The following is a 19,741-nucleotide window of genomic DNA, read 5'->3' on the forward strand; positions in this document are numbered from 1 at the left end:
TAGCGTAACCTTTTCCTATTTCCTAAGTATAGATAAGTAAGTGTAACTTAAACTATATGTGTTATGAAGAGATCGGTATTATTACTTGCAATTATGATGGTATCGGCAGTGGGATTTTCACAATCTACCTTGAAAGGTCCAAAAGCTAAGAATGCAACTGTCGAAGAAAGGACAGCAAATGCATCACCATTGAAGTTTTATTCTGAACCTATTGATTCCAAAGGGCCTGAAGCAAAGAACCTTAAAGTTTGGGAGAAAACAGATTCCGGTAAAACCATCATCTATGTTCGAAAAGAACAGGATCGGCCAAAAGGACCAAAGGCTAAAAACAAAAAAGTTTGGAAAAATTAAATTGTCCTTCCATTAAAATAATTCAATAAGTTGTTAAAGATAAAGCCCAGAATCATTTCTGGGCTTTTTTTTTAGAGATCCTGCTCTCTTTCAAGCATTAAAACTGCCGCTTGAGAAACTATATAGTACTTTTCTCCTTCATAGATCACTTCATGTGCGCCGGAAAGTAGGAATATAGCCAAATCTCCTTCTTTGGCTTGAAGAGGAACATATTTTACCTTTTCTTCGCTATCCATCCATGGCTCATGATCATCTGTAGCTACCGGGATAGGGTATCCAGGACCAGCTTTGATGATGTAGCCTTGCTGTACTTTTTCTTTCTCCTGTACCCCGGGTGGGAGATACAGGCCTGAACCCGTCTTTTCATTGGGTTTCTTCAATCGGATCAATACCCGATCTCCCACTACAATCAATTTCTTAAGTTTATTCTCTGCTGTCAATTGCATGGCTTATGGTTTCTAAGGATCAAATTATAAGAGCCAAGATTCTTTATCATGGGCTCTGTAACTAAAAAGGCACCTGCTTTTACACAGATGCCATCTTAGTTGGTCTAGCTTAAGGAGCTATTATTTTTTCTCTTCTTCGCTTACTTCTTCGTAATCTACATCAGAGACTCCGTCTCCGGCATCAGCAGAACCTGCGCCGGCATTCGGATCAGTGCCCGCAGCACCTGCACCTTCAGCACCTGCCGCATTGTACATTTCTGTAGAAGCAGCTTCCCAAGCTTTGTTCAATCCTTCCATTGCAGATTCAATTCCTTCAATGTTTTGAGATTGATGAGCAGTTTTAAGAGTATCAAGTGCTCCTGAGATTGCAGTTTTGTTGCCTTCGGAAAGCTTGTCTCCATATTCTTTCAACTGCTTCTCAGTTTGGAATACTAAACTGTCAGCCTGGTTCAATTTGTCAATTTTCTCTTTTTCAGCTTTATCAGTTGCCGCATTTGCTTCAGCCTCGGATTTCATTCTGTCGATCTCTTCCTGAGAAAGCCCTGAAGAAGCTTCGATTTTGATTTTCTGCTCTTTGCCTGTTCCTTTATCTTTTGCAGACACATTTAGGATACCGTTGGCATCGATGTCGAAAGTCACTTCGATCTGAGGAACACCTCTCTGTGCAGGTGGGATATCAGAAAGCTGGAATCTGCCAATTGTTCTGTTATCCTTGGCCATAGCACGCTCTCCCTGAAGTACATGAATATCCACAGCAGGCTGATTATCGGCAGCGGTTGAGAATGTTTCCGACTTTTTGGTAGGGATAGTGGTGTTAGATTCGATCAGTTTGGTGAATACACCGCCCATAGTTTCGATACCCAGAGAAAGTGGAGTCACATCCAAAAGAAGAACGTCTTTCACTTCACCTGTCAACACACCGCCTTGAATGGCAGCTCCGATAGCTACTACCTCATCAGGATTTACTCCTTTAGAAGGCTTTTTACCGAAGAATTTCTCAACTTCTTCCTGAATTTTAGGGATTCTGGTAGAACCGCCTACCAAGATTACTTCGTCAATATCGGAAGGGCTCATTCCGGCATCTGCCAATGCTTTTTTGCAAGGCTCCATAGAGCGTCTTACCAAATCTTCGGAAAGTTGCTCAAACTTCGCACGGCTCAAAGTTCTCACCAAGTGCTTAGGGCCTGTTTGAGTTGCTGTGATATAAGGCAGGTTGATTTCAGTAGATGCAGAGCTGGAAAGCTCAATTTTAGCTTTTTCGGCAGCCTCTTTCAATCTCTGAAGTGCCATTGGATCTTGTCTAAGATCGATTTGCTCTTCGGATTTGAACTCTTCTGCCAGCCAGTTCATGATCACTTGATCAAAGTCATCACCACCTAAGTGAACATCACCGTTGGTAGATTTCACTTCAAATACGCCATCACCAAGTTCCAAAACCGAGATGTCAAATGTACCACCGCCAAGGTCATACACAGCAATCTTCATGTCCTGATGCTTTTTGTCCATACCATACGCCAAAGCCGCTGCAGTTGGTTCGTTGATGATACGCTTCACTTCAAGACCTGCGATCTGACCGGCTTCTTTGGTGGCCTGGCGCTCGGAATCGTTGAAATAAGCAGGGACTGTGATAACTGCTTCGGTCACTGTTTGACCTAAGAAGTCTTCCGCAGTACTCTTCATTTTCTGAAGAATCATGGCAGATAGCTCTTGAGGAGTATAAGAACGGTCACCGATCTTTACAGTAACGGTGTCGTTAGATCCTTTCTCTACTTTATATGAGGCGTGTTTTTTCTCTTCAGAAATTTCAGAGAACTTTTTGCCCATGAATCTTTTAACCGAAGAGATGGTGTTGGCAGGGTTGGTGATAGCCTGACGTTTGGCAGGGTCTCCCACTTTACGCTCACCGTTCCCGTTGTCAAGGAAAGCCACAATTGAAGGTGTGGTTCTTCTTCCCTCACTGTTTTGAATGACTACAGGTTCATTACCTTCCATCACTGCTACGCAGGAGTTGGTGGTTCCTAAGTCAATGCCTATGATTTTTCCCATGAGTATATGTTTTTAAGTTATTTCAAATTGATATATCTCCCGTTCTTCAATGGATGTGCCATCTGGGAATTCACAGCGTTTTGTGTCACATTGGCAGAAAAGTTGACACGTGCAGGTGAAGAAAAATACTGAATTGTCATTTATCTGTTCATTCTGAATATCCAAGCTGACAGTTTTTTAGAAAAAACAGTTCGTGTTTGCAACCAATTTGCCTGCGCTTGCATCTACTAGTTATAATGAAATCATTTTTTAGGGGAAATATGAACGAACGATGCCGCTGGTGCCTTGTGATTTTGCTGGGGATGGGGATACTTACTGCCAATAGAGAATTGGAAATAGTATCTTCGATATGGACTTATTTGAAGGAATTTGCATCTTCTTTTTAATTTTTCCTCGTCTGAAGGAAGCATTTTCTAGTATAGAGACTTATTTTTAGAGCATGTCAAGACCATTAGTAATCCAAGACCTATATGTGTATCCGATTAAATCTCTTGCCGGAATACGGCTCTCCGAAGCTAAGGTTGAGGAAAGGGGATTTCAACTGGACCGCCGGTGGATGCTGGTAGATGAGTCCGGTAAATTTATCTCACAGCGTACTTTTCCGTTGATGGTGTTGCTGCAAGTAAAAATAGGAGAGGATTCACTCACCGTATATCACCAATCCAATCCGGATGAATTGATTCGTATTCCCTATGACTACGAAGGGGAGGAGAACTTATCAGTGAAAGTTTGGGATGATGAGATGAGGGCTAGCTTGGTCGATAAGGAATTTGACAATTGGTTTAGCAGCATGCTTGGCATGAAGGTTCGTCTGGTAAAAATGCCCGATACCACAGAGCGAAAAGTAGACCCGAAATATGCTGTAAATGGTGAATCGGTAAGTTTTGCGGATGGCATGCCCTACTTGCTAATCGGTCAAGAATCACTGGCAGATCTTAATTCCCGATTGGACTCACCCGTATCAATGAATCGCTTTCGACCAAATATTGTCTTTTCGGGTGGGGACTCCTTCGTGGAGGATTCTCTGAAGAAAATACAAATAGGCGAAGTGGACTTTCAGGTAATAAAACCATGCTCTCGCTGTGTGATGGTAACAGTGGAACAGGAGACAGGTGCCAAAGGTGCGGAACCGTTGAAGACTCTGGCTACCTATAGAAAAGTTGGCAACAAAATTCTTTTCGGGCAAAATATGGTTGCCTTGTCAACAGGAGTAATCAGGGTTGGAGACGAGCTTAGGCCTCAATAAGATTAATAGTATTCATGAATTATTTTTATTTGGCCTATTTAAACTCTTTCACGGTTTCAATAAAGACTTTGACCATCTCAGGATTAATATCCGGGTAAACACCATGCCCGAGATTGGCAATGTGTCTCGTGCCCCGGAATTGCTCCATCATTTTTATAGTCGCTTCACGTACTTGGTCGGCAGTACCATAAAGTGCGGCAGGATCTAGATTTCCCTGCAATGTTTTATCTGACCCGATCAATTTTCTTGATTCGGCAATTCCCATATTCCAGTCCAAACCTATCGTTTCGCAATTCAATTTGCCCATCTCTTCTCTGGCAAAAAATGCACCTTTGGCAAAAACAGTTTTGGGAACTGAGGTAATGGCGTCACAGATCTGGGCGATATACGGCAAAGAAAATTCCGAATATTGCTTAGGCCCCAAGATTCCCGCCCAACTGTCAAAGAGCTGCACCAATTGTGCTCCTGCTTCGATCTGGGCTTTCAGGTAATTGATCGTGCTATCAGTGATCATCCGGAGCAATTTGTGAGAAAATGCCGGTTGAGTATAAAGCATCTCTCTGGCCGTAGAGAATGTTTTGCTGCCATGTCCTTCCACCATGTAGGAGAAGATAGTCCACGGCGCACCCGCAAAACCGATTAATGGTACACGGCCATTCAAAGCTGTTTTGGTGATGGAAATGGCGTCCGTCACGTATCGAAGCTCTGAGCCATCGGAGATATGTAGTTTTTTAAGATCAGCCTCAGATCGTACCGTATTTGGGAATAGCGGACCTCTTTTTTCTACCATTTCATAAGGCAAACCCATCGCTTCCGGTATCACCAAAATGTCTGAAAAAATAATAGCAGCATCTACTCCCAATAAATCCACTGGCTGTATGGTCACTTCGGCAGCAAGTTCGGGAGTTTGGGCAAGCTCAATGAATCCGCTGACGCTTTCTCTTACTTTTCTGTATTCAGGCAAAATTCTTCCTGCCTGGCGCATCAGCCAAACCGGTGTTCGTTCTGTAGATTCGCCTTTGGCGGCTCGAAGTAAAAGGTCGTTTTTCAAATGCATAGGACAAAGATAAGCGCCAATTTATTTTTGGCAGGAAAAATAAGTACATAAAAAAGCCGAACCCATGTAAGACATCGATCCGGCTTGTGGTAATCAGTTGGTTTAGGGTAATGTTTTAAAGGACTATTTCTATTTTATCCGTTTGAAATCTTCATCGGTTAATCCAAGAAGTTGAGTTACCGCATTATAGTCAGTTAAATCAATTCTGGCATTTGCGGAAGCGAAATCACCGGGCACAACAACTATACGGAATAGTTGATTTTCTGTAAAGGAGGCGTCAAGTGAATCAAAGTCTACGTCACCATCTAAGAACAGTCTGAAATCACTGCTGGTGAAATCGTAATTATATACTAAAATAGCTCCTCCTTGAAAATATGTTGTCTGAGGCATTGCTCTCCAGATAGGAGTTGCCCCATCCGCTTCCCACATTATAAAAGCAAGTACTACATCACTTCCTATGATCGGGGGCTCAAAAAAACTAGTATTGCTATAATCATCATCAGCAGTAAAATCCACTTCTATTTCAAAAACTTCTGATACGATATTGGTTCCCGGTTCACCTGCAGGCCCCTGCGGTCCTTCGCATCCTTGGAACATTACAAGCCCAAATAGAGCCAGAATTAATAAGTTTATATTTTTCATACAGGTAGTTTATTAAGGTTAGTAAAATGCTTTCACGAATTGTGCCATTAAATGGTTGGTTAAAAAACCTTAACTTCTACTTGACTGGCGCGATGACCTGAACATGGTTTTCAGAAATGATTTTGTCTATATAAACGCCACTAAGTTCCAACTTATTCTCTTTGGCATAGTCATTCAGCTTTTCCTTAACCGACTCCGGGTTCGGCATTACCCATTTATTGCTTTTTATTGTGGCGAGTAAGTACTCCTTGTTGTCAAAGGAACGGAACTCCAAATCAGAGATTGGAAGGGTTTGATTAATGGCTACAAAAACAACCATGGTGTCATGTTTTCCGGCAGGTTCCACTTCGTATATGGTGTGAAGGTGGCTTCCGGGATGCAACCCTTTTTGAGTCTCAACCTTTTGAAAAATCTCACCCAACTCCTTGTTTCCGGGAGTTCCTCTATAGGTTATTCCTGAAAGATTTTCGGGCTTGCTTTTGATCAGTTGTACTTCAATAGGAGTGTTTCCGCCTAATTTACCAAAGCCCCAATATCCTACGATTGTAAGAATGCTCAGCACGGCAATGGCTAAAACCAAAATCTTTTTCATTCTTAGAAAAGGTAACGTACTCCAATTCCCCCCTGGCCTTTGATATGCCCTATGCGGTCAATCAATTCCAGAAAAAAACCAAATTCACCAAAAACAGAGAGGGGGACATCATCAAAATAGTACTCTGCCCCAACAAATGCTTCCGGTCCAAAATCAACATTTGTGCGACTGTCTTTTTTTATCAGAGAAGAATTCAGCCCGTCTGCGTAAGAATAAGTGACCTTGGTGGTTCTTAATTGAATACCGGCACCCCCGTACGCAAGAAGATATCCTTCAGTGATTCCAAAAACATCCGTAATGTCCTCATGATACGCAGAACGTACATTGAAAGAGATCCCTTTATTGGCACTGTGGGAAATGTAGAATGCGTTTGGCTCAGGAAGTTTTTTCTCAAAATTTCTCTGGTAGTAGCTGGCCCCGTTTATCCCGGCACTTCCTATCATTCCCTCAATAGAAATATATTCGGTAAGGAAATCTTTGTAAGTAATGGATAGCGGTTCTCCTAGGCGGAGTCCAACTCCCCTTTCTTGTGCAAAACTGAGGAATGGTAATAATACTAACAGGGTAATTAATCTGTACTTCACTTGATCTATGTTTTTGAATTTTAATGCAATAATCAGGCTAAATCGCCATGGTCTTGAGTTGCATCTGGTGCAATTGTGTGTAGTAGCCGCCCAACTCCAATAGGGAGTCATGGGTGCCTGTTTCTACGATTTCCCCTTTATGCAGAACAATGATTTTATCCGCTTTTTGGATAGTGGAGAGTCTATGTGCGATCACGATGGATGTCCTTCCCGTCATCATCGTTTCTATGGATTCCTGAATCAATTCCTCTGTTTCTGTATCCACAGATGATGTGGCTTCATCCAGAATGATTATTTCAGGATTGTAAACCATAGCTCTTACAAAAGATATCAATTGGCGCTGCCCAACAGAAAGTGTCGATCCACGCTCCATCACATTGTAATCAAGCCCGCCCGGAAGCCTTTCTATAAACCGTTTTGCACCGGCAAGCTCCGCTGCATACATCACTTGCTCACGGGTGATGTCAGGATTACCTAACGTGATGTTGTAGAAAATTGTATTGGAAAATAGGAAAACATCCTGGAGAACTACCCCGATGTGCTTACGTAAGCTGTCCAGTTCAAATTCACGGATATCATGTCCATCGATGGAAATATCTCCCTTATTGATCTCATAGAATCTGGAAATCAAATTAATAATGGATGATTTGCCTGCTCCTGTGGCTCCCACGAGTGCGACGGTCTGACCTGATTCTACTTCGAAACTGATGTCTTTCAGCACATAGTCTTCATCCACATAGGCAAACCAGACATTTTCCAATTTGATGTTTCCTCTGACTTTGGCAGGGCTATAATTCCCTTCATTGGCTATGTGCTCATCGCTTTCAAGCAGTTTGAAAATGCGGGAAGAACTTACCACACCCATCTGAAGTGTGTTGAATCTGTCAGCAATCATCCGGATAGGCCGGAAGAAAAGCTGCAGATACATGATGAAGGATATCAAAACCCCAATTTCGATTTGCATTCCCAATACTCCCACCGCACCGTACCAGACCACGAGACCTATTCCAATTGCCTGGATAATTTCAGCCACCGGGAAATAAATAGAGTAATAAAGTACCGAGCGTATATGCGCTCTTCTGTGCTCCTTGTTTATTTCTTTGAATTTTTCGAACTCCCTGTCTTCACGGTTGAAAATCTGTACAATATTCATCCCGGTGATATGTTCTTGCAGGAAAGAATTCAAATTGGAAACGGCGTTTCTTACATCATTGAAGGTTACTTTGATTTTCTCCTTGAATACATAAGTAGAAATAATCATCAGAGGCAAGGTGGACAAACTTACCAGCGTAAGCTTCCAGTCAATGTAAAACATGACACCGAGGATAGTCACGAGCTGTAAAAGGTCGCCTATAATTGCCGCCAATCCCTCGGAGAATACATCCGCAAGAGTCTCTATGTCAGAAATGTTTCTAGTGACTAGTCTTCCGATTGGTGTGTTGTCGAAGAATTTCAGACGGAGTTTGAGAAGGTGTTTGTATAGCTTTACCCGAATGTCTCGGATGATCACTTGGCCGATCCACCCGGAGTAATAGGTGTGCGCCCACTGTACAAAGGCCTGCACGATCATCAACCCTATAAGTAAGTAGATAATACGCAAAAGTCCGGCACTGTCGCCTACGGCCACATAATCATCTATCGCTACCTGAATATAATAGGGGCGGGTAGGTGCCAAAATAGCCAGAGCGACGGTAAGAAAGATCAGAAAGTAGAACTGAGCTTTGTAAGGTTTCACAAAACCGTATAGCTGCTTGAGTACTTTTGAATCGACGATTTCGCCGGAGGAGGATTTTTCTTGTTCTAAGCTCAAGGTAAACTAGTCTAAATAAATGTCTTCTGAATATTCAATGTGACTTAAAAATAGCCCACATGCAGGTGCTGATTTTCCTGCTTTCTTTCGATTTCGCGATTCAATAATTTGATGCATTTCCTCAGGTTCCATTTTGCCAAGTCCAATATCCACCAGAGTTCCTACGATTGCTCTTACCATTCCACGCAAAAATCGGTTCGCAGTTATATGAAATTGCAATTCACCCTCTTTTTGTTCCCAATAAGCTGATTTTATTTCACAGCGAAAATGTTTGACGGCTGTATGCACCTTACTGAAGCACTCGAAATCCGGATGTTCCAAAAGAATTTTGGCAGCCTCATTCATTCGGTGTATGTCCGGATTGAAGTAATGCCTCCAGACATAGTCCTCCAGAAAGGGACTTTTTTGCAAAATCATCCGATAAATGTATGATCTGCTTTTTGCACTGAATCTTGCATGAGCATCCACTTTGACCTCTCGGATAGCATTGATCGAAATGTCCTTAGGCAATATGCCGTTTATAGCCCGGAGAAATTTGCTCCTGTCTATTTCCTGTCCGGTATCAAAATGACAAACCTGCATGCTTGCATGCACTCCTGTATCTGTGCGTCCGCTCCCCATCACAGAGATAGGATTTCGAAAGTAAGTAGAAAGTCCGGCTTCCAAAGCCTCTTGAACTGTATATGCGTTTTCTTGGATTTGCCAACCATGATAACCCGTGCCTTTATAGCTTAGGTCCAAGAAATATCTTTTGCGCTCACTCATACGGCTGCAAAGATACTATTCCCAATCAAATCATAGTGAGAAACCTGCTTTCCTTGGTAATGAAGGCGTAAGGCCTTTTCTTTGTTAAAAAAATCACAAAGAAATGATCCAGCGCTTACAATCAGTTTTTCTTTTACTCGTGGCTGCAGCCATGGGATTTACTTTGGGCTTAGACCTTTGGGTACAAGAAGCAGCAGATTCCGGAGAAGTATGGAGTCTTAATGCGCTGTTTTTGGAGCAAAGAAGTGCTACCGGGGAGGTGCTTCAGACATCATCTAATTGGTATATCGCTGCGATGGCTGCATTTGTTGGGCTTTTGGCTATTATTTCTATCTTCCAATACAGAAACAGGGGGAGGCAAATGATGATCAATATGATGAACTCTCTAGTGATGGTGGGACTGGTCGCAATTGTTTTTTTGATCACGAACAGTATGAATACAGAGCTGGCTGCTGCCGATAATGGTGAGTACCAAATTGGCTTCTGGGCGATTTTGATAGCTATGGTGTGTAATATGCTGGCCAATCGCTTTATCAGAAAAGATGAGGCACTTATCAAATCGGTGGATAGAATTAGATAAGTTGGGCTAGAAGCAGGGGGACGGAAGACCGAAGTCTCCGTCTTTGCGAGGAACGAAGCAATCCCGACTAAAAATGAGAGACTGCTTCGTCGTGCCTTCTCGCAGTGACGCTCAGGGAACCTCATAATTCCGAGGAGGCACCATGAAGCCTGCCTGCCATCTATTGGCAAGGAACCTCTAAAATGAATAAAGCCAGCAGATCGCTGGCTTTATTTATTAGTTATGAGTTGTGCGGCTTCTCCAGAAGCCGTACTTCTCGGTCAGTTTTTACCAGAACCTTATTCCCACTGTAGGATAGAAGGTTTTGAAATTCTCGGTGCTGATCACACCTACTTGGATAGAAATATTTTTGCTCAATTTTCTATTGTAATACGCCTGCATCGTGGTGCCGCTGAATAGTTGGCTTTTGTTTTCATTGATCAAATAACCCACTCCAAAGATATTTCTTCTCGATCTTTCCAAGTTTCCGAATTCCCATGCAAATTCTGCATTTGCAAACCAGTTACTGTTCACTTTGACATTGTTTTCTATCCGCTCAGGAAAATAAACAGTATTGGTGATGGATCCGCCAAGTGAGAAATTGCGCCAATTCACAAGCGCTCTGAATCCAACTACCGGCGTAAAATCTCCTCCTGTATAGTCCAGACCAACGGGAAAAGTCATTTCCAGACTGTCTATGTAAGGGATGTATTTTTTCTCAAGTTGGTATTTCACATGCTTTAAACCGGTGGAAGGGAAATTTTCACCAAGCCGGTAAGCAATGGTGGTGAATTCTGGGAAATTGGTTGCTTTTCGAAGTAGCGGTTCAAATTCTTCAGTCAGTTCCTCTACATTGAATTCTGTGTTATTAAAGTACAAGACCAATTTGCTTTCATTTGGGAAATCAAATACAAGCGTGTCGGTTACCGGCCAATCTCTGTCCAGCCATTCCTGATTGGAAGTGGAAAGTTTGTTTTCTACTGCCTGGGCTGAGGCTTGAAAAGCACATAGCATAGCCAGACAAGAAACGAATAGGATTCTTTTCATGATAATTTTAGTTTGAAAATTTTAGCTGTTTACTGTTTTTGGAAATTTATCTTAATGGAATTTTTGGGTTGTTCAGATCTCCCGATTTGTTGGTTATCAATGTTCTCCGGATTGCGAGAGCCGAAGGTGGTCTGGAGTTTTTTATTGTCCTGAAACCCCCATGATATTTTGACTTTATGCAGTGTCTGTAGCTCCTCCGGTTCGGGGATGGATGGAGTTTTCAACTCAGAAACCACCGTGTTTTCAATGACTAGATCTTCTAAATCAAGCTTTGGGAGTTCGATGACAGCAATTGTTTCCCTCTTGACCGGTTGCTTTGGGGATGCATTTGTTCTAGTTTTTCCCAGTTGAGATTCTATGGTTGCATTTAAAGTCGATTCTGCTTCTGTGACAGGTTTTTTATCAGGGATTATAAATTCATGAGAAGGTGCATTCACCTCAGTGATCAATTGAGGTTTCACATCCTTGTATCCAAATTCCAGATACGCTATACCGGAAAGAGCCAAAATCAATGCGATGGAAGCAGCTGCCAGTCTGTATTTCCACAGGGCAACTACTGGGGTTTTGTGGTCAAGTTCGCTTTCTATGGTGTTCCAGAGATCGGCTTTAGGCATTCTCTCAGGAAGATTCGCTACATGCTCCTTTACCTGAAGATCGAAATCCTTCCGCTGCTGAATCTTGCTCCATAAATCTTGTTTTGGACTATACTTATTCATGCTTGCAGTAGTTTAGTAATTCGCTTTTTCAAGAGCGTCTTAGCATAATGCAACTGGGACTTGGAAGTGCTCTCGGAAATCCCCAACATTTCTGCGGACTCTTTGTGGGAATATCCTTCTACCGATAGAAGAAGAAACACCGCCCGTGCACCGGCGGGTAAGCTTTCGATCGCTTGATCAAGAATTTCTGCGTCAAACCAAGAATCGAACTCTTCGCCGGATTCCGGGTCCACTTTTTCGATTTCCTCGAAATGGATTTTCTTTTTGTTTTGCAGAATCGCCTTGCGAATCGTGATCGTTTTCATCCATCCTATCAATGCCTCCGGATGCTTCAGTGTGTGGATCTTCTGGAAAATCTCCACATAGGCGTCTTGGAGTGCGTCGTTTGCTTCATCCTCATCGTTGACTATCCTGTAACAGGCAGAGTAAAGCATACCCTTGGTCAATTCAAAAAGCTGAAACTGAGCTGATCTTTCGCCCTTGAGGACGTTTGATATCAGGTTTGTGTCTAGCTTTTGAGGATTCATAGAATTGTTTTGTACTTAAGAGAGTTACTAAGTAGCCAAAAGGTTGGAATTGGAATCAAAAGTTTTACGCTGACTTGATGGCATTTTACAAATTCTTTTCCCACACACGGAAATATTGGTAATTTCAGGCTCTGCCTTTTGCAAGTATTAACAACCAATTTATGAAATCGAGCATGACTCAAGCGTCACACACTGGTATGATTATCCTGCTTGCGAGATTCCATAATCTGCCCCGACTAATCGGGGTGACAAATAGAAAACAATTATAAACTCATGAAACTCGAAACATTCGCCATACACGGAGGAAATATTGTCTCAGATTCCGAAAAGCCTGTTGTCCAGCCGATCACCCTCAGCACGACGTTTGTCCATCAACCTGAATCGATGATCTATGCGAGGGCAAATAATCCAAACCGCCATGCGTTGGAGAAATTATTGGCAGGATTGGAGAAAGGTGCAGATGCTGCGGCGTTTTCGTCAGGCAACGCAGCAGGAGTTGCTGTGTTTCAGGCGCTGGAATCAGGATCTCATTTGATTGCTCCTGAAGATATGTATCATGGTTTGAAAAATGCGATTCTTTCCATGTTCAAAGGCGTCCTGGAAGTCACCTTCGTGGATATGGCGGATTTGGAAAAGGTAGCAGCTGCATTCCAATCCAATACAAAATTGGTTTGGGTGGAGACACCTTCCAATCCCTTGTTGAAGATTACGGATATTTCGGCAATCTCCCGCTTGGCTAAGGAAAAAGGAGCCATTTTAGCCTGTGACAATACATTTGCCACACCTGTTTTCCAGAATCCAATTGATTTTGGGGCGGATATTGTGATGCATTCCAGTACCAAATATTTTGGAGGTCATTCGGATATTTTGGGAGGGGCTTTGATTACGAAAGAAACAGATGAATTCTGGGAGAGAGTGAAAAATGTGCAGATTAGTGGAGGAGCAGTGCCTTCACCGATGGATTGCTATTATTTGTGCAGAAGTATCAAGACCTTGCCATACCGTATGAAAGGTCACACGGAGCATGCGATGGCTCTGGCTAATTTTCTTTCAACTCACAATGCGGTGGAGAAAGTTTATTACCCTGGCTTGAAATCCCACCCCGGACATCCGGTTGCCGCTAATCAGATGACGGGATTTGGAGGTATTTTGTCTTTTCAGGTAAAAGGTGACGCTGATGATGCAGATCGTGTGATTTCCAAACTCAACTATTTCACCAATGCGACCAGTATCGGAGGTGTGGAAAGTTTAATAGAACGGAGAGCAGCGTCAGAAGGGCCTAATACCTTGACACCCCAGAATTTAATCCGCGTGTCGGTGGGGTTGGAACACTTGTATGATTTATTGGAGGACATGGAAAATGCTCTGAAATAAGATGTGTAGTTAGCCCTTCCGATATTTCTTCAAAAGCTCCCTATCCCTCTTGCCATCAATCCTGCCAATAGAGGAATGATAAACAATAGCAAGAGTTCCATTCTTAGCAGCATCACAATAGCTTTTGGGATAGATACGGCTTCCTCCGGATCACCTTTTCCGTTTTTGATGAAAAATACGGTAGGATAAATAGACAGAATTCCTATCGTCGCAAAAAGTGTGATTTTGATATGAAAGATAAAATTATGCGTATAAAATCCCGATGGCTTTCCATATTCTCCCAACCAAAGTGTAAGACCAACGGCCAAAAGCGTCAGGGCAGCCATTCCATAAACCCCGTCAATTGTAGCTATTCTCTTGATTTCTTTTCGCATCATGGTGGGTTTAAGTAATAGATGCTCAGAAACCAGCGATCCAACAATCGCAAATATGCTGATAAAATGAAGGTAGCGGAGGAGAATTTCGGTGGTCATGTGGTGTTTTGTATGTTTTAGGGCCGTACCTAAAGGCACGGCTGGGGTTACGATAAATTAATGTGCTACCCGTAGTATGTCCCTACGGGACGGTTTTGGGTATGTAAGATTCAGGTTGTTGGCAGTGTGAAAATGCTTCAGACAATGTTAAGGAGTTGATGTTTTTGATGGTAAATTGGTTCTGGACGCTTTGATGCAGCGTGTTTTTATTGCCCTTATTCTACTACTCGTCGCCCCTTTAGGAGCAAACTATGGGTAAAGAATTGCGGTCACATGTTTAGCTGTGCCCTTAGGTACAGCGCTATTCTTCGATTGGTTTAAAAATATAGCGTTTATCATATTCTATTTCGTGGGTTTTCAAAAGATCTTCATATTCATCCAAGAAGCACTGTTTTTTGTGATGATTTTCCTGATTTTGGATGTAGTGGATTACCCTGGGAACTTGATCTTTACTGTATGAGAATGCACCATACCCACCTTGCCAGGAAAATTTTCCTTTTACAAATCCTTTTGAATTTATCCATTTTGAAGAATCTTGCTTCACTTCCTGCATAAGATCTGACAGTGATTGAGTCGGTCGAAAACCCAATAGCAAGTGGATGTGGTCTGGCATTCCGTTTATTTGCAGGAGCTTGTGCTCATATTTTGAAACTATGGCTGTGATGTATTTGTATAATTCATCTTTCCACGTGGGAAGGATCAATGATACTCTGTTTTGTACTGCGAAAACAGCTTGAATGTGGATTTGTGTGTAGGTGTTTGCCATGATTTGAAAAATTTAGAGCCATACCTAAAGGCACGGCTGGGGTTACGATAAATTAATGTGCTACCCGTAGTATGTCCCTACGGGACGGTTTTGGGTATGTAAGATTCAGGTTGTTGGCAGTGTGAAAATGCTCCGGACAATGTTAAGGAGTTGATGTTTTTGATGGTAAATTGGTTCTGGACGCTTTGATGCAGCGTGTTTTTATTGCCCTTATTCTCCTACTCGTCGCCCCTTTAGGGGCAAACTATGGGTAAAAGAATTGCGGTCACATGTTTAGCTGTGCCTTTAGGTACAGCGCTATTCTTCGATTGGTTTAAAAATATAACGTTTATCATATTTTATTTCGTGGGTTTTCAAAAGATCTTCATATTCATCCAAGAAGCACTGTTTTTTGTGCAGGTCTTCTTTGTGTTTAGCCTGCGTATTCCTTTTAGCCATAATTCCTAATTTCAAACTTCATTCTCACCCCGCCCAGCCTTCACGATCCAAACTTCTGTATTGAATCGCTTCGGCAAGATGTTCCACTTTGATCTCTTCACTGCCTGAAATGTCGGCGATGGTTCTCGCCACTTTCAATATTCTGTCATAAGCCCTGGCAGATAATCCCAATCGTTCCATTGCTGTTTTCAGAAGTGTTTTTCCGGCTTCATTGATCTGACAGATCTGCTTGACCATATGGGATGGCATCATGGCATTGCAGAAAACCTCAGGATTGTCTTTGAATCGTTCTTTTTGACGCTCTCTGCCTTCAATCACCCGCTCGCGGATTTCCTTGCTGGATTCGGTTTTGCGGGTGGAGGTCATTTCGTCAAATTTCACCGGAGTCACTTCCACATGCAGATCTATACGATCCAGTAGTGGTCCTGATACTTTGTTCAAATACCGCTGTACAATTCCCGGCCCGCAGACACATTCTTTCTCGGGATGGTTGTAATAACCGCACGGACAAGGATTCATACTCGCGATCAGCATAAAATTGGCAGGGAAATCCACGGATACTTTCGCTCTGGAGATCGTTACCCTTCGCTCTTCCAGTGGCTGACGCATCACCTCAAGCACCGTTCGTTTGAATTCGGGCAATTCATCTAAAAACAATACTCCGTTGTGAGCTAGGGAGATTTCTCCCGGTTGAGGATTTCCGCCTCCTCCCACGAGTGCCACATCGCTTATCGTGTGATGGGGAGATCGAAATGGGCGATTTGCAAGCAAAGATCCGTTTTTGCCAAGCTTGCCGGCGACGGAGTGGATCTTGGTCGTTTCCAGTGCTTCTACCAACGTTAGTGGTGGAAGAATAGAAGGAAGGCGCTTGGCAAGCATGGTTTTACCCGCTCCGGGAGGACCTATCATGATTACATTGTGCCCACCGGCTGCTGCGATTTCCATCGCACGCTTGATGTTTTCCTGCCCCTGTACATCAGCAAAGTCAAATTCAATATCATCCAGCGAATGGTAGAAAATCTCACGTGTATCCGTCACTAGGGGGGGTATCTGCAATTCTCCCATCAAAAAATCAGTGGCTTGCTGCATCGTTTCCACTCCTATTATATCCAGATTATTGACGATAGAGGCTTCTTTTGCATTTTCCAAAGGAAGGATAAAGCCCTTGAAGCCTTTCTTTCTTGCTTCTATTGCTATTGGAAGTACGCCTTTGATGGGTCTGAGATTACCATCCAGCGAGAGTTCGCCCATGAGTACATAATCCCCAAGTTCAGGAAATCCCACCTGCTCAGAAGCCTGTAAAATCCCCATTGCAATAGGCAGATCATAAGCAGAACCTTCTTTGCGGACATCTGCCGGAGCCAGATTTATCACGACTTTTTGTCGTGGCATTCTGTATCCATAATATTTCAGGGCACTTTCCACCCGCTGCTGTGATTCTTTTACAGCCGAATCGGGAAGTCCCACCATAAAGAAACTGGTGCCTTGTCCCACATTCACTTCTATCGTGATAATATTGGCATCTACGCCCGATACTGCGCTTCCAAAAGTTTTAGCTACCATAATTTACAAAAAAAGGAAACCTAATTGGTTTCATTAATATAAGGCATTAGGAAAATAAAATTCTTATGAATTTACATAAATTTCCCTCGAAAGCAGTTTTGGGGACAGTTTATGGCTTTGGAATGACATTGTTTTTCTCAGCCCAATGGTGCCAAAGGCTATCTAATTCTTCAACCACTTCAGGATGTTGATCGGCAACATTCTTTGTTTCAGTCCGATCAGATTCAATGCTGAAGAGCGCCCAAGGGGCTCCGGCATCAAGTGTCACAAGTTTCCATAAAAAGTTTCTGAAAATAGACATTAAGGCACTTTTAGCAGGTACATAAAAAAAGGAAACCGGTAAGGTTTCCTTGAGGAATGAATTTTGGATAAATGCTATTCGTCTGTGAAATTCTGGCGTGGAGCAATATTACTCTGATCCGAATCTTGTGTCGGTTTGGTGGCTGGCCGGGCAATCGGTTTTGCAGGAGCAGCCGGATGTTCGAAATCATAAATCTTGGCTTTAAGCGCATGTGTTTCGCTTTCCATCTTTTTGATTTGGGAAGAAAGACTGCTGTATGCCGCATAGCTACTGCCCCAAGCAGCAAGAAATAGGATTAAACCAATCATTATTACGGTCACCATGGAATCTGATGTGATTTCCTCCATTCCGAAGATCCCTCCCAGGGTGTCAAAGGCAATGAAGAAAATAAGAAAAGCACCAAAATAGACTAAAAGGGCTATTTGAAGGATTTGGTGAAGTTTTTTCATATGATTATAATTTGATTTTTAGTGGCTATATCCTGAAAGAGATGATAATCTTGGTTTGCGTCTCATCTTCGACATGCGTGATTTCACGGGATTTAGAATTAGTTTTAACGAATATACTAAACCGACTGAATACTAGAAAGCTTCTGATACAAGCCTTCTGTTTGACTTAGCTCCGAATGTGTTCCTCTCTGAACAATTTTTCCCTGCTCAATGACCAAAATCTCATCCGCATGCTGAATCGTGCTAAGTCTATGTGCGATCACAAGGGTCGTTCTATTGCTCATTAGCTTGGTGAGTGCTTCTTGCACCAAATGCTCAGATTCGGAATCTAAGGCAGATGTTGCTTCATCAAGTATTAAAATTGGAGGGTTTTTCAATACGGCTCTGGCTATGCTAAGCCGCTGTCTTTGACCGCCGGAAAGTTTGGAACCGCGTTCTCCAATTGAAGTTTTATATCCACCTTCCATTTTTTCAATAAATTCATGTGCATTGCCAATTTTCGCAGCTTCCACTACCTGTTCCTCTGTGGCGCCATCCACTCCAAATGCGATGTTATTGAAGACTGTATCATTGAATAAGATGGATTCTTGTGTCACTATTCCCATCAGGCTACGCAAATCTTTGATATCAAAGGCCTTTAGATTTTTCCCGTCCAGAAGAATTTCTCCTTCAGTAGGATCGTAGAATCTTGGGATCAAATCTGCCAGCGTAGATTTCCCTCCTCCGGAAGGCCCGACAAGCGCTATTGTTTTACCTCTGCCCAAGGTGAAATTAATGTCTTTCAGTACCCATTGATCTTGATAGGCGAAACTCACATTTTTGACTTCTACTGATTGTTCAAAAGAACCCAATGTGGCCGGACTGGCAGGCGAGCTGATTTGAGTTGGAGTATCGACTACGGTGAAAATACGCTCTGCCGAGGCAATTCCCCGCTGAATACTACTTACAGCACGGGATATTTCTTTTGCTGGATTTAAGACTTGGGTGAATATGATAATGTAAGTAATGAAGTCTGAAGCACCGAGATCAGAATTGCCGCTGAGGACCAGTCCTCCTCCGTAGACCAATATCCCTGCTACCACAAATACACCTAGAAACTGGGAAATAGGAGAGGCGAGCTCATTCTTTCGGGCCATATTGACATTTACGCCGGCATAGTAATCAGTTTCTTGATCGAATTTGCCATTCATAAATCGCTCTGCATTGAAGGCTTTGATTACCCGCATTCCGCCTAGGGTTTCATCGAGGATATTCACAATTCTTCCCAGAGATTCCTGGCTTTGTACAGCCTTTTTCTTGAGCCTTCTGGTAATGCCTCCGATGATCGCACCGGTAATCGGAATGATCAATATGGTGAAAAGTGTCAGCTTGGCAGACATGAAGAAGAGTACCGAGAAATATAGAATAATGGTAACGGGCTCACGGAATACTACACGAAGCGACTGTACTATGGTGTTTTCGACTTCTTGCACATCATTGGTCATCTTGGACATCAGATCACCTTTCCGCTCGTTGCTGAAGTAGCCGATGTGAAGCTTGGTGACCTGCCCGAAAATGTCCATGCGCATGCGTTTGATGACAATCGCACGGACTTTTGCCAAAACTACTCCGGACAAGTAGGTGAATAGGTTAGAAAGGAAAACCGAAATGACGATGATGGCACAGACATAATATAGTGTGCCCATTTTTCCGTACTCCTCCGCGATCTGTAGGAAATTGTAGTTGAAGAGATGGGAGAAGTAGGCCAGAGAAAAGCTGAATTCAGGCTTTTCGGCATATTGGGTAAGTGATATGGGATCCACTTGCTCGAAGATTACATCAAAAAGTGGCTTGAGCAACGTGAAATTCAGCAGTCCGAAAACAATGGCAAGAAATGCGTAAATGATATAAATAGGCACGAATTTCCCGTAAGGCTTGGCATAGGAAAGTATCCGCAGGTAAGTTTTCATAAACTGTTATTCATAGAATAATCCCGAAAGGTACGTAAAA

21 protein-coding genes are annotated in these 19,741 nt (G+C 42.8%); 4 read left to right on the forward strand and 17 right to left on the reverse strand.

The genetic code is table 11. The features are described from left to right. Window positions 1-63 precede the first annotated feature (63 nt). Window positions 64-351 (forward strand): hypothetical protein, encoded by a 288-nt coding sequence (locus J2X69_RS21685; RefSeq protein WP_310108056.1) that lies wholly within the window; start codon window positions 64-66, stop codon window positions 349-351. Window positions 352-422: 71 nt separating this feature from the next. Here J2X69_RS21685 and J2X69_RS21690 read toward each other — a convergent pair whose 3' ends face one another. After that, window positions 423-797: a co-chaperone GroES family protein gene (locus J2X69_RS21690; protein ID WP_310108058.1), complete on the reverse strand. Its 375-nt coding sequence runs from the start codon at window positions 795-797 to the stop codon at window positions 423-425. A gap of 120 nt (window positions 798-917) precedes the next feature. Then, window positions 918-2,843, reverse strand: coding sequence for a molecular chaperone DnaK (gene dnaK, locus J2X69_RS21695; protein ID WP_310108061.1), 1,926 nt, complete (start codon window positions 2,841-2,843; stop codon window positions 918-920). A 439-nt stretch (window positions 2,844-3,282) separates the two neighbouring features. Between dnaK and J2X69_RS21700 the strand changes: the two genes are divergently transcribed. Further along, complete coding sequence (locus J2X69_RS21700; RefSeq protein WP_310108063.1) at window positions 3,283-4,089, forward strand: MOSC N-terminal beta barrel domain-containing protein; 807 nt, start codon at window positions 3,283-3,285, stop codon at window positions 4,087-4,089. A 34-nt stretch (window positions 4,090-4,123) separates the two neighbouring features. Here the strand turns inward: J2X69_RS21700 and hemE are convergent, their stop codons facing one another. The 6 genes from hemE to truA form a co-directional block, all read right to left on the reverse strand. Next, on the reverse strand, window positions 4,124-5,146 hold the full coding sequence (hemE, locus tag J2X69_RS21705) for a uroporphyrinogen decarboxylase (RefSeq protein WP_310108065.1): 1,023 nt from the start codon (window positions 5,144-5,146) through the stop codon (window positions 4,124-4,126). A 129-nt stretch (window positions 5,147-5,275) separates the two neighbouring features. Then, complete coding sequence (locus J2X69_RS21710; protein ID WP_310108066.1) at window positions 5,276-5,788, reverse strand: hypothetical protein; 513 nt, start codon at window positions 5,786-5,788, stop codon at window positions 5,276-5,278. Window positions 5,789-5,864: 76 nt separating this feature from the next. Next, on the reverse strand, window positions 5,865-6,380 hold the full coding sequence (locus tag J2X69_RS21715; RefSeq protein WP_310108068.1) for a hypothetical protein: 516 nt from the start codon (window positions 6,378-6,380) through the stop codon (window positions 5,865-5,867). A 2-nt stretch (window positions 6,381-6,382) separates the two neighbouring features. Further along, a complete protein-coding gene (locus J2X69_RS21720; RefSeq protein WP_310108070.1) occupies window positions 6,383-6,964 on the reverse strand; it encodes a hypothetical protein in 582 nt (193 codons plus the stop codon). A gap of 37 nt (window positions 6,965-7,001) precedes the next feature. After that, window positions 7,002-8,774, reverse strand: a complete 1,773-nt coding sequence (locus tag J2X69_RS21725) for an ABC transporter ATP-binding protein (protein WP_310108072.1) — start codon at window positions 8,772-8,774, stop codon at window positions 7,002-7,004. A 6-nt stretch (window positions 8,775-8,780) separates the two neighbouring features. Further along, window positions 8,781-9,539, reverse strand: coding sequence for a tRNA pseudouridine(38-40) synthase TruA (gene truA, locus J2X69_RS21730; protein WP_310108076.1), 759 nt, complete (start codon window positions 9,537-9,539; stop codon window positions 8,781-8,783). A 103-nt stretch (window positions 9,540-9,642) separates the two neighbouring features. On the opposite strand from truA, the gene J2X69_RS21735 reads away from it, so the two are divergent. Next, complete coding sequence (locus J2X69_RS21735) at window positions 9,643-10,119, forward strand: DUF4293 domain-containing protein (protein ID WP_310108078.1); 477 nt, start codon at window positions 9,643-9,645, stop codon at window positions 10,117-10,119. A 267-nt stretch (window positions 10,120-10,386) separates the two neighbouring features. Here the strand turns inward: J2X69_RS21735 and J2X69_RS21740 are convergent, their stop codons facing one another. Genes J2X69_RS21740 through J2X69_RS21750 form a run of 3 tightly spaced genes read right to left on the reverse strand, consistent with a single transcriptional unit; the run spans window position 10,387 to window position 12,388 of the window. Then, the gene (locus tag J2X69_RS21740) at window positions 10,387-11,145 is read right to left on the reverse strand and encodes a hypothetical protein (protein ID WP_310108080.1); all 759 of its coding nucleotides are present in this window, start codon (window positions 11,143-11,145) and stop codon (window positions 10,387-10,389) included. 29 nt (window positions 11,146-11,174) lie between these two features. Further along, on the reverse strand, window positions 11,175-11,861 hold the full coding sequence (locus J2X69_RS21745; RefSeq protein ID WP_310108081.1) for a hypothetical protein: 687 nt from the start codon (window positions 11,859-11,861) through the stop codon (window positions 11,175-11,177). Continuing rightward, entirely contained in the window at window positions 11,858-12,388 is a 531-nt protein-coding gene (locus tag J2X69_RS21750; RefSeq protein WP_310108082.1) for an RNA polymerase sigma factor, read from the reverse strand. The genes J2X69_RS21745 and J2X69_RS21750 overlap by 4 nt, the downstream gene beginning before the upstream one ends. Window positions 12,389-12,661: 273 nt before the next feature. On the opposite strand from J2X69_RS21750, the gene J2X69_RS21755 reads away from it, so the two are divergent. Then, entirely contained in the window at window positions 12,662-13,762 is a 1,101-nt protein-coding gene (locus J2X69_RS21755) for an aminotransferase class I/II-fold pyridoxal phosphate-dependent enzyme (protein ID WP_310108084.1), read from the forward strand. A 29-nt stretch (window positions 13,763-13,791) separates the two neighbouring features. On the opposite strand, the gene J2X69_RS21760 is transcribed toward J2X69_RS21755, so the two are convergent. The 6 genes from J2X69_RS21760 to J2X69_RS21785 form a co-directional block, all read right to left on the reverse strand. Next, the gene (locus J2X69_RS21760) at window positions 13,792-14,235 is read right to left on the reverse strand and encodes a DUF2214 family protein (RefSeq protein ID WP_310108086.1); all 444 of its coding nucleotides are present in this window, start codon (window positions 14,233-14,235) and stop codon (window positions 13,792-13,794) included. Between the two features lie 301 nt (window positions 14,236-14,536). Further along, the gene (gene tnpA / locus J2X69_RS21765) at window positions 14,537-15,001 is read right to left on the reverse strand and encodes an IS200/IS605 family transposase (protein ID WP_310108088.1); all 465 of its coding nucleotides are present in this window, start codon (window positions 14,999-15,001) and stop codon (window positions 14,537-14,539) included. Window positions 15,002-15,463: 462 nt separating this feature from the next. Further along, on the reverse strand, window positions 15,464-17,002 hold the full coding sequence (locus J2X69_RS21770; RefSeq protein WP_310108089.1) for a YifB family Mg chelatase-like AAA ATPase: 1,539 nt from the start codon (window positions 17,000-17,002) through the stop codon (window positions 15,464-15,466). Between the two features lie 109 nt (window positions 17,003-17,111). Beyond that, a complete protein-coding gene (locus tag J2X69_RS21775) occupies window positions 17,112-17,303 on the reverse strand; it encodes a hypothetical protein (RefSeq protein WP_310108091.1) in 192 nt (63 codons plus the stop codon). 74 nt (window positions 17,304-17,377) lie between these two features. Beyond that, entirely contained in the window at window positions 17,378-17,752 is a 375-nt protein-coding gene (locus tag J2X69_RS21780; RefSeq protein ID WP_310108093.1) for a hypothetical protein, read from the reverse strand. 116 nt (window positions 17,753-17,868) lie between these two features. Further along, window positions 17,869-19,701, reverse strand: a complete 1,833-nt coding sequence (locus tag J2X69_RS21785; RefSeq protein WP_310108095.1) for an ABC transporter ATP-binding protein — start codon at window positions 19,699-19,701, stop codon at window positions 17,869-17,871. Window positions 19,702-19,741 lie beyond the last annotated feature (40 nt).

Source organism: Algoriphagus sp. 4150 (genome assembly GCF_031457395.1).
GTDB lineage: Bacteria > Bacteroidota > Bacteroidia > Cytophagales > Cyclobacteriaceae > Algoriphagus.

Coding starts and splice junctions, on each gene's coding strand:
- J2X69_RS21685 (WP_310108056.1), top strand. CDS start 64: ATGAAGAGATCGGTATTATTACTTGCAATTATGATGGTATCGGCAGTG.
- J2X69_RS21690 (WP_310108058.1), bottom strand. CDS start 797: ATGCAATTGACAGCAGAGAATAAACTTAAGAAATTGATTGTAGTGGGA.
- dnaK (WP_310108061.1), bottom strand. CDS start 2,843: ATGGGAAAAATCATAGGCATTGACTTAGGAACCACCAACTCCTGCGTA.
- J2X69_RS21700 (WP_310108063.1), top strand. CDS start 3,283: ATGTCAAGACCATTAGTAATCCAAGACCTATATGTGTATCCGATTAAA.
- hemE (WP_310108065.1), bottom strand. CDS start 5,146: ATGCATTTGAAAAACGACCTTTTACTTCGAGCCGCCAAAGGCGAATCT.
- J2X69_RS21710 (WP_310108066.1), bottom strand. CDS start 5,788: ATGAAAAATATAAACTTATTAATTCTGGCTCTATTTGGGCTTGTAATG.
- J2X69_RS21715 (WP_310108068.1), bottom strand. CDS start 6,380: ATGAAAAAGATTTTGGTTTTAGCCATTGCCGTGCTGAGCATTCTTACA.
- truA (WP_310108076.1), bottom strand. CDS start 9,539: ATGAGTGAGCGCAAAAGATATTTCTTGGACCTAAGCTATAAAGGCACG.
- J2X69_RS21735 (WP_310108078.1), top strand. CDS start 9,643: ATGATCCAGCGCTTACAATCAGTTTTTCTTTTACTCGTGGCTGCAGCC.
- J2X69_RS21740 (WP_310108080.1), bottom strand. CDS start 11,145: ATGAAAAGAATCCTATTCGTTTCTTGTCTGGCTATGCTATGTGCTTTT.
- J2X69_RS21745 (WP_310108081.1), bottom strand. CDS start 11,861: ATGAATAAGTATAGTCCAAAACAAGATTTATGGAGCAAGATTCAGCAG.
- J2X69_RS21750 (WP_310108082.1), bottom strand. CDS start 12,388: ATGAATCCTCAAAAGCTAGACACAAACCTGATATCAAACGTCCTCAAG.
- J2X69_RS21755 (WP_310108084.1), top strand. CDS start 12,662: ATGAAACTCGAAACATTCGCCATACACGGAGGAAATATTGTCTCAGAT.
- J2X69_RS21760 (WP_310108086.1), bottom strand. CDS start 14,235: ATGACCACCGAAATTCTCCTCCGCTACCTTCATTTTATCAGCATATTT.
- tnpA (WP_310108088.1), bottom strand. CDS start 15,001: ATGGCAAACACCTACACACAAATCCACATTCAAGCTGTTTTCGCAGTA.
- J2X69_RS21770 (WP_310108089.1), bottom strand. CDS start 17,002: ATGGTAGCTAAAACTTTTGGAAGCGCAGTATCGGGCGTAGATGCCAAT.
- J2X69_RS21775 (WP_310108091.1), bottom strand. CDS start 17,303: ATGTCTATTTTCAGAAACTTTTTATGGAAACTTGTGACACTTGATGCC.
- J2X69_RS21780 (WP_310108093.1), bottom strand. CDS start 17,752: ATGAAAAAACTTCACCAAATCCTTCAAATAGCCCTTTTAGTCTATTTT.
- J2X69_RS21785 (WP_310108095.1), bottom strand. CDS start 19,701: ATGAAAACTTACCTGCGGATACTTTCCTATGCCAAGCCTTACGGGAAA.